This window comes from Sinorhizobium sp. NG07B, from assembly GCF_002532005.1.
GTDB lineage: Bacteria > Pseudomonadota > Alphaproteobacteria > Rhizobiales > Rhizobiaceae > Sinorhizobium > Sinorhizobium fredii_C.
The window spans coordinates 1-1,650 of sequence record NZ_NWTD01000041.1; the positions used below are offsets into that span (position 1 = coordinate 1).

A 1,650-nucleotide genomic window follows, 5' to 3' on the forward strand; every position below is an offset into this window, starting at 1 on the left:
TCGAAGAGATCGGCGACGAGGCCGTAGTCGGCGACCTGGAAGATCGGCGCCTCCTCGTCCTTGTTGATGGCGACGATCACCTTGGAATCCTTCATGCCGGCGAGGTGCTGGATGGCGCCGGAGATACCGCAGGCGATGTAGAGGTCGGGGGCGACCACCTTGCCGGTCTGGCCGACCTGCCAGTCGTTCGGCGCATAGCCGGCATCGACGGCGGCGCGCGAGGCGCCGACGGCGGCGCCGAGCTTGTCGGCGACCGGCAGGATCACCTCCTTGAACTTCTCCGAGGAGCCGAGCGCCCGGCCGCCGGAGATGATGATCTTCGCCGAGGTCAGCTCCGGCCGGTCGGAGGACGAGAGCGCGTCGGAGACGTGACTGGAAAGCCCCGGATCGGCGGCGGCCGAGACGCTCTCGATGACCGCTGAACCGCCTTCACCGGCGGCGGCGAACGAGGCGGTCCTGACGGTGATCACCCGCTTGGCTTCTCTCGTCTGCACCGTCTGGATGGCATTGCCGGCATAGATCGGCCGCCGATAAGTGTCGGCAGAGACCACTTCGATGATCTCCGAGACCTGGGCGACGTCGAGGAGGGCGGCAACCCGCGGCATGACGTTCTTGCCGACCGAGGTGGCGGCGGCAATCAGCGTGTCGTAGGAACCGGCGAGCGAGACGATCAGCGCCGCCAGCGGCTCGGCCAGGTTGTTGGCGAGCGAGGCGTCGTCGGCGACCAGCACCTTGGCGACGCCGGAAAGCTTGGCCGCCTGCTCGGCGACCCCTTTAACGCCTGAGCCGGCAATGAGCACATGCACATCGCCGCCGATCTTCGTCGCGGCGGTCAGCGCCTTCGCCGTCTGGTCGGAAAGGTGGGTGGTGTCGTGGTCAGCCAGAAGCAGAATGGCCATGATGGAAATCTCCCTTTCCTTAAACTTAAAGCACGCCGGCTTCGGACTTGAGCTTGTCGACGAGCTCGGCGACCGACTTCACCTTGATGCCGGCCTTGCGGCCGGACGGCTCTTCCGTCTTCAAGACCTTCAGCCGCGGTGCGGTGTCGACGCCGAAATCGCCAGGCATGTGTCTGTCGAGCGGCTTCTTCTTCGCCTTCATGATGTTCGGCAGCGAGGCATAGCGCGGCTCGTTCAGGCGCAGATCGGTGGTTACCACCGCCGGCAGCTTCAGTTCGACCGTCTGCAGGCCGCCGTCGACCTCGCGGGTGACGTTGACCTTGCCGTCGCCGAGCTCGACCTTGGAGGCGAAGGTGCCCTGCGGCCAGCCGAGCAGCGCCGAGAGCATCTGGCCGGTCTGGTTGCTGTCGTCGTCGATCGCCTGCTTGCCGACGATGATCAGCCCCGGCTGCTCGGCTTCGGCGACACCCTTGACGATCTTGGCCACGGTGAGCGGCTCGACCTGGTCCTCGGTCTCGACGAGGATCGCCCGGTCGGCGCCCATGGCGAGCGCGGTGCGCAGCGTCTCCTCGGCCTTGGCCGGGCCGATCGAGACGACGACGACTTCGGAAGCCTTGCCGGCCTCCTTGAGCCGCAGCGCCTCTTCGACCGAGATCTCGTCGAACGGGTTCATCGACATCTTGACATTGGCAAGCTCGACGCCCGAACCGTCCGCCTTCACCCGGATCTTGACGTTGAAGTCGACGACCCG

At 66.2% G+C, this 1,650-nt stretch carries 2 protein-coding genes; both read right to left on the reverse strand.

The features are described from left to right. The coding region (locus tag CO664_RS29965) for an electron transfer flavoprotein subunit alpha/FixB family protein (protein ID WP_097540716.1) at positions 1–899 on the reverse strand (899 nt) is incomplete at its 3' end. Between the two features lie 25 nt (positions 900–924). Beyond that, the coding region (locus tag CO664_RS29970; protein ID WP_097540717.1) for an electron transfer flavoprotein subunit beta/FixA family protein at positions 925–1,650 on the reverse strand (726 nt) is incomplete at its 5' end.